A 6,621-nucleotide genomic window follows, 5' to 3' on the forward strand; every position below is an offset into this window, starting at 1 on the left:
GGAAGAATGAGAAAGATGCACAAGTAAAAAATCGTAATTTATATATAGCAGCATGGTTATGAGGAGGTTTACTAAATGAATTTATCGACAGAAGTGATAGAGAAAGCAGATAAAAAGAAAATTTTAAGAGTGGCTGGAGAAGTTGATGCTTATACGGCTCCGGAGCTGAAAGCAAACCTGAACCCGCTGACGGAAGAAGAGGGCGTAGAAGTGATCGTGGACCTGACAGACGTAAGTTATATCGACAGTACGGGGCTTGGTATATTTATCGGCGCTTTAAAGTCAGCTGAAAACCACGGCGCCACACTGCGCCTGACAGGTTTGAATGAACGGGTGAAGCGCCTGTTTACCATTACCGGACTTGATGAAGTGATTACTATTGATGATGAAAATACAGAGGAGGCCAAATAATGGAACGTCAGTCAGATTATTTGGAAATGACCCTTCCGGCCAAGCCTCAATACGTGGGAATCGCCCGGCTGACAGTTTCTGGACTCGCAAACCGCCTCGGTTTTTCTTACGATGACATTGAGGACATTAAAATTGCAGTAGCGGAAGCATGCACGAATGTGGTGAACCATGCATACGAAGAAACCGGCAATATGAATCTGTCCTGTAATGTATTTGAAGACCGGGTGGAGATGGTGGTAGCAGACACCGGCCAAAGCTTTGTTCTTGAAGAACTGGATCAAAATCTGGGTCCCGTAGACAGCAAGAAGCCGATCGATGAATTAAAAGAGGGGGGACTTGGACTGTTCCTCATAGACACATTGATGGATAAAGTAGAAATCAGCGGCGAAAATGGAGTGGCTATTTCTATGACAAAGTTTCTGCAAAGAGACGAGGTGGAAAACAATGTCGACGGAGTCTCAACCGAAACAAACGCGCAAGAACAAAAATAATGGCACGAGTGAAGAAGTTTATGAATGGATCCGCCAGTTCCAGGAAGATCCCACAGAAGAAATTCAAACAAAACTTGTAGAGCATTATGAACCGCTTGTGCAGTCTTTATCGAGAAAGTTTTCCCGGGGACAGGATCACGATGACGACCTATATCAAGTAGGAATGATTGGGCTTCTAGCAGCGCTGCGCCGTTTTGACGATTCTTTTAAGAGAAGCTTTGAATCGTTCGCGGTTCCAACCATTGTAGGGGAAATCAAACGGTTTATCCGTGACAAAACGTGGAGTGTGCACGTCCCGCGCCGTATTAAAGAACTCGGGCCAAGAATTAAAAAAGCAGTGGAAGAGCTTACTACTCGCCTGCAGCGTTCTCCGTATGTGGACGAAATTGCCGAGTACCTTGAAGTAAGCGAAGAAGAAGTTCTTGAAACGATGGAAATGGGCAAAAGCTATCAGGCCTTATCTGTGGACCGTTCCATTGAAGCAGATCAGGAAGGCAGTGCCGTCACCCTGCTAGACCTCGTCGGTGCCAACGAAGAAGGGTATGAAAAAACAGATCAGCAGCTGCTGCTTCAAAAAGCTTTTGCTGTTTTAACAGACAGAGAAAAAGAAATTCTAAGATGCACGTATTTTGAAAACTTAAGCCAAAAAGAAACAGGAGAGCAGCTGGGAATTTCCCAAATGCATGTTTCAAGGCTGCAGCGAAGGGCTCTGCAAAAACTGCGTGAATCTATAAGAGTGGAGCCTTCGGAGTGCCTGTAATGACGGACTCTACCTCGAATACACAAGTGAATACCGCGGTCTTTCAAAAAACGAAGCCGGGCAACCGTGTTTGCGGGGACAGCTATCTCATAGTAGAAACAGAAGACTTCTTTCTCTGTTCTGTGACGGATGGCCTGGGAAGCGGTGAAGGTGCCAGGCAGTCCGCGGAGATTGCAATGAATATTATCAGAGCGCATAAACATGAGGCCATTCCTATGCTGTTAGAGCGCTGTAACCGTGCGCTCGTTTCTGAACGGGGAGTGGTTCTTGCAATAATTAAAGTCTGCTATAAAGAGCAGGAACTGATTTATGGAAGCATCGGCAACATTACTTGCTATATCAGCGCTGACAATGAAGACATTTTTCGTCCCATTCCGACAAAGGGATATCTTTCGGGGAGGAAATTTCAGTACCGGCTCGAATACGTTCCTTTTGAAAAGGGCGTCTCTTTTGTGCTTCACTCGGACGGAATGACTGTTTCTTCTGAAGACCAGCGTAGTTTGCCTTACATGCAATCGGCAGAAGAATACAAAAATAAACTCGCTGAAAAAGCTGAAAATGAAAACGATGATGTTACTTTAATGGTCGGTTCATTAGGTTAAACCTCTTTTATCACTGCCGGTGGTGAAGGGGTTTTTTGTACATAAAGGAAAAAGCAGGGTATGCGTTTTGATGTTATGATGAAGTTGTGTTTTATACATGCAGGCGTGTGTCATAATACAAGTAGGCATAAATTTTAATGGATGGTGCGCTAGACAGGAGGAAGTGTAAATGGAAAAAGAAATAAATAGTGTTACGACCCGGATAGCTTCTAATCTTCAAATACGGGAAAAACATGTCACAAACATTATACATATGATTGAAGAGGGTAACACGGTACCTTTCATTGCCCGTTATCGTAAAGAACAGACAGGCGCCTCGGACGAAACAGTCATTCGGGACGTTCAGCAGGCCTGGAATTATGCGAATCAGTTAGCAGAGCGTAAAGAAGAAGTACTGCGGCTGATTGATAAACAGGAAAAGTTAACGCCGGAGTTAAAAAAATCTATCAACGAAGCCGTGCAGCTTCAAGAAGTGGAAGACTTATACCGTCCCTACAAACAGAAAAGAAGAACGAAAGCAACAACAGCAAAAGAGAAAGGGCTTGCCCCGTTAGCGGAATGGCTTATGGACCAGCCGAAAGAAGGCATGCCGGAGGAAAAAGCGCAGGCTTATGTTAATGAAGAGGCGGGAGTAGTGGACGAAGCAGCAGCACTTGAAGGTGCAAGACATATTATTTCTGAACAGATTGCCGACGATGCTGATATTCGCCGCAGCATCCGTGAGCTCAGCTATAAACAAGGCAGGCTTCATTCAGCAGCCAAAGATGAAAAGAAAGATGAACGCGGCATTTACAGCATGTACTACGATCATGAAGAAGCGCTGGCCAAGGCCCCGTCTCACCGGGTGTTGGCCATGAACCGCGGGGAAAGTGAAGGTATCCTGAAGATCTCCCTTCAAGCGCCGGAAGAAAGAATTTTATCCGCTATAGAGAAAAAGGTAGTAAAGCGCTTTGGCTCACCTGTTGTTCCTCAGCTGAACGAAGCGATCGAAGACAGCTATAAACGTTTGATCGGACCGGCAGTGGAACGGGAGCTGAGAAAAGCTAAAACAGAGGAAGCAGAAACTCAGGCCATCTCCGTATTTTCCGAAAATCTTCGTAATCTCCTGCTGCAGCCTCCGATGAAGGGGAAAATCGTACTGGGCGTAGATCCAGCTTACCGTACCGGCTGCAAGCTGTCAGTCGTAGACGGAACTGGAAGACTGCTTGAGGTGGGAGTGATCTATCCGGTTCCGCCAAGAAATAAAGTAACTGAAGCAAAGGAAACGGTGTTCGCCTTAATTGAAAAGCACGAAATACAGGTGATAGCTATTGGCAACGGGACAGCTTCGAGGGAAACGGAAGAGTTTATCGCCGGAGTCGTTGAGGAGACGAAGGCGGATGTTTCATATATTATTGTAAACGAGGCTGGAGCGAGTGTTTATTCTGCTTCAGAGGTCGCGCGTGAAGAATTTCCGGAACTGCAGGTAGAAGAGCGCAGTGCTGCTTCTATTGCCCGCAGGCTTCAGGATCCTCTGGCAGAACTCGTGAAAATAGATCCGAAGTCCATCGGGGTCGGCCAGTACCAGCATGACGTTTCGCAGGCTAAATTAAATGAGTCGCTGACATTTGTCGTGGAAACGGCAGTGAACCAGGTAGGAGTAGATGTTAACAGTGCTTCGGGCAGCCTGCTTCAATACGTGGCGGGTCTTTCCAAGGCAGTCGCAAACAATGTGATCAAGCAGCGAGAGGAGCTTAAAGGATTTACGAGCCGGAAGGAGCTGCAGAAGGTTCCGAGACTTGGGGCGAAAACATACGAACAGGCAGCAGGCTTTTTGCGGGTACCGGAGTCGGCAAACCCATTCGATCGTACGGCCATTCATCCGGAGAGCTATCAGACAGCAGAGCGTCTGCTCAGCTACCTGAAGCTTGAAGCAGTGCAGGCGGGCACAAAAGAAATGAAAGAGGCTCTGGAAAACCAACAGGTGTCTCAGTTGGCTGAAGCACTTGAAGTAGGCGTTCCTACACTGCAGGATATTATTGAAGATTTAAAGAGACCGAACCGGGACCCTCGTGATACATTTTCGAAACCGCTCCTGAAAAAAGGCATTATGACCCTTGATGATCTGGAAAAGGGCATGGAGCTTCAGGGGACGGTCCGTAACGTAGTAGATTTTGGGGCATTCATTGATGTAGGTGTCAAAGAAGACGGGCTTGTGCATATTTCCAAGCTTGCCAATCGTTTCATCAAACATCCGATGGAGGTGGTGTCGGTAGGAGAAATAGTTACGGTTTGGGTGGAAGATATTGATCAGAAGCGGGGACGGGTAGCATTAACGATGGTAAACTAAGTCTAGACTGAAGAAGCAGAGGGCCGCGTGCCTTCTGTTTTTTAAAGGAGGCAGACAATGTCTGATGAAGAACTGACAGCTTTAACGAAGCGAATATCACTAGAAGAATTTAAAAAGCCTTTTAAGCATAGTGCATCGTTTAACCGAAGGCTGCGGACTACGGGAGGGAGGTATGTGCTTGCTACAGGAAATATTGAAGTGAATCCAAAGTCGATGGAAAGTTATGGCCTGCAGGAAGTAATTAATATTGTAAAACATGAATTATGCCATTATCATTTACACTTGGAAGGGAGAGGGTATAAGCATAAAGACAACGACTTCCGGACACTGCTGAAGTATGTGGGGGGAGTTAGGCACTGCCGCTCTTTGGAACAATACCGGGTAAAGCAGAAAAAACGTTATCGGTACGCCTGCAGAAATTGCCAAATTTCATTTGAAAGAGCGAGGCAGTTGGACACGCGAAAATATGTTTGCGCAGCCTGCAAAGGAACATTAAAAAAAATATAGAAAAACCTTGACCAGCGTTTTTTCGATGTGATACATTATAAAAGTCGCTTGAGAGAGGGCGCTTCAAAAAGCGGCAAAAAAAGCTTTAAATTCCCTTTCAAAAGCGTATTGACATTACATAATAGATCTTGTAGAATTTTCTTTGTCTCAAAAAAAGAAATGCTCACATTCCGCAGTAGCTCAGTGGTAGAGCAATCGGCTGTTAACCGATTGGTCGCAGGTTCGAATCCTGCCTGCGGAGCCATTGGAGAAGTACCCAAGTGGCTGAAGGGACTCCCCTGCTAAGGGAGTAGGTCGTGTAAACGGCGCGAGGGTTCAAATCCCTCCTTCTCCGCCATTTACTCTGGCCCGTTGGTCAAGTGGTTAAGACACCGCCCTTTCACGGCGGTAACACGGGTTCGAATCCCGTACGGGTCACCATTTACGGAGGATTAGCTCAGCTGGTAGAGCACCTGCCTTACAAGCAGGGGGTCGGCAGTTCGATCCTGTCATCCTCCACCATTTTCATTATATACTTTAGGGCCTGTGGTGTAGTGGTTAACATGCCTGCCTGTCACGCAGGAGATCGCGGGTTCAAATCCCGTCAGGCCCGCCATTTTTACCCAATACATTGGGCCATAGCCAAGCGGTAAGGCATCGGGTTTTGGTCCCGTGATGCGCTGGTTCGAATCCAGCTGGCCCAGCCAACAACACGCGGGTGTGGCGGAATCGGCAGACGCGCTAGATTTAGGATCTAGTGTCCTTGTGACGTGGGGGTTCAAGTCCCTTCACCCGCACCATTATATAAATTATCGGTGTACGCGGTCGTGGCGGAATCGGCAGACGCGCTAGGTTGAGGGCCTAGTGGGAGTTTATCCCGTGGAGGTTCAAGTCCTCTCGACCGCACCATAATATGCGCCTGTAGCTCAGTTGGATAGAGCGTCTGACTACGGATCAGAAGGCCAGGGGTTCAAGTCCTCTCAGGCGCACCATTTACTTATATTTTTCAGCAGCATCTGCGGGAAGTAGCTCAGCTTGGTAGAGCACTTGGTTTGGGACCAAGGGGTCGCAGGTTCGAATCCTGTCTTCCCGACCATGTATTTGCGGGTGTAGTTTAGTGGTAAAACCTCAGCCTTCCAAGCTGATGTCGTGGGTTCGATTCCCATCACCCGCTCCATTACTACAAAAAAATAAATAATTCTAAGTTATTTTTTTGTGCCTGTGGGCCTGTAGCTCAGTTGGTCAGAGCGCACGCCTGATAAGCGTGAGGTCGGTGGTTCAAGTCCACTCAGGCCCACCATTATTTCCATTGACATTTAGTTGTTTAAAGGTTATAATATATTTGTCACTTTAAAAAGTGTTGACAGTTAAAACACACCGTGTTAAATTGTTTAAGTTGCTTTTTTGAGCGACAGATCGTTCTTTGAAAAGGAAAGACAAGCCAGAGCCCCAATCAAAAGCAACATTTTTTTAGGGCATCACTGATGCCACAGCATCAAACTTTTTACGGAGAGTTTGATCCTGGCTCAGGACGAACGCTGG

Annotated in this window: 6 protein-coding genes and 12 tRNA genes; all 18 read left to right on the forward strand. The window is 46.7% G+C overall.

Annotated features, from left to right (window positions below):
- Positions 1-75: 75 nt before the first annotated feature.
- Positions 76-411 carry an STAS domain-containing protein gene (locus ACTTK6_RS13300; RefSeq protein ID WP_079475026.1) on the forward strand — a complete coding sequence of 112 codons (336 nt, stop codon included), beginning with the start codon at positions 76-78 and terminating at the stop codon, positions 409-411.
- Positions 411-902, forward strand: a complete 492-nt coding sequence (rsbW, locus tag ACTTK6_RS13305) for an anti-sigma B factor RsbW (protein ID WP_079475027.1) — start codon at positions 411-413, stop codon at positions 900-902. The genes ACTTK6_RS13300 and rsbW overlap by 1 nt, the downstream gene beginning before the upstream one ends.
- Positions 856-1,662 (forward strand): RNA polymerase sigma factor SigB, encoded by an 807-nt coding sequence (sigB, locus tag ACTTK6_RS13310; protein ID WP_079475028.1) that lies wholly within the window; start codon positions 856-858, stop codon positions 1,660-1,662. Before rsbW ends, sigB begins: the two co-directional genes overlap by 47 nt.
- Positions 1,662-2,264, forward strand: coding sequence for a PP2C family serine/threonine-protein phosphatase (locus ACTTK6_RS13315; RefSeq protein WP_462833647.1), 603 nt, complete (start codon positions 1,662-1,664; stop codon positions 2,262-2,264). The genes sigB and ACTTK6_RS13315 overlap by 1 nt, the downstream gene beginning before the upstream one ends.
- Before the next feature lie 169 nt (positions 2,265-2,433).
- A complete protein-coding gene (locus ACTTK6_RS13320; protein ID WP_462833649.1) occupies positions 2,434-4,593 on the forward strand; it encodes a Tex family protein in 2,160 nt (719 codons plus the stop codon).
- Between the two features lie 57 nt (positions 4,594-4,650).
- Positions 4,651-5,100, forward strand: a complete 450-nt coding sequence (locus ACTTK6_RS13325) for a SprT family protein (protein WP_462833651.1) — start codon at positions 4,651-4,653, stop codon at positions 5,098-5,100.
- Between the two features lie 169 nt (positions 5,101-5,269).
- Positions 5,270-5,344, forward strand: a tRNA-Asn gene (locus ACTTK6_RS13330).
- Between the two features lie 2 nt (positions 5,345-5,346).
- Positions 5,347-5,437, forward strand: a tRNA-Ser gene (locus tag ACTTK6_RS13335).
- An 8-nt stretch (positions 5,438-5,445) separates the two neighbouring features.
- Positions 5,446-5,520 (forward strand) — tRNA-Glu (locus tag ACTTK6_RS13340).
- Between the two features lie 5 nt (positions 5,521-5,525).
- Positions 5,526-5,601 (forward strand) — tRNA-Val (locus tag ACTTK6_RS13345).
- Positions 5,602-5,619: 18 nt separating this feature from the next.
- A tRNA-Asp gene (locus ACTTK6_RS13350) sits at positions 5,620-5,695 on the forward strand.
- Between the two features lie 16 nt (positions 5,696-5,711).
- Positions 5,712-5,786 (forward strand) — tRNA-Gln (locus ACTTK6_RS13355).
- Positions 5,787-5,793: 7 nt separating this feature from the next.
- Positions 5,794-5,879: transfer RNA gene (locus tag ACTTK6_RS13360), tRNA-Leu, on the forward strand.
- Between the two features lie 21 nt (positions 5,880-5,900).
- A tRNA-Leu gene (locus tag ACTTK6_RS13365) sits at positions 5,901-5,988 on the forward strand.
- A gap of 6 nt (positions 5,989-5,994) precedes the next feature.
- Positions 5,995-6,071, forward strand: a tRNA-Arg gene (locus ACTTK6_RS13370).
- A 27-nt stretch (positions 6,072-6,098) separates the two neighbouring features.
- Positions 6,099-6,175: transfer RNA gene (locus ACTTK6_RS13375), tRNA-Pro, on the forward strand.
- A 7-nt stretch (positions 6,176-6,182) separates the two neighbouring features.
- Positions 6,183-6,256, forward strand: a tRNA-Gly gene (locus ACTTK6_RS13380).
- A gap of 46 nt (positions 6,257-6,302) precedes the next feature.
- Positions 6,303-6,379, forward strand: a tRNA-Ile gene (locus ACTTK6_RS13385).
- Positions 6,380-6,621 lie beyond the last annotated feature (242 nt).

The sequence above is a fragment of the Marinococcus salis genome (assembly GCF_054971365.1).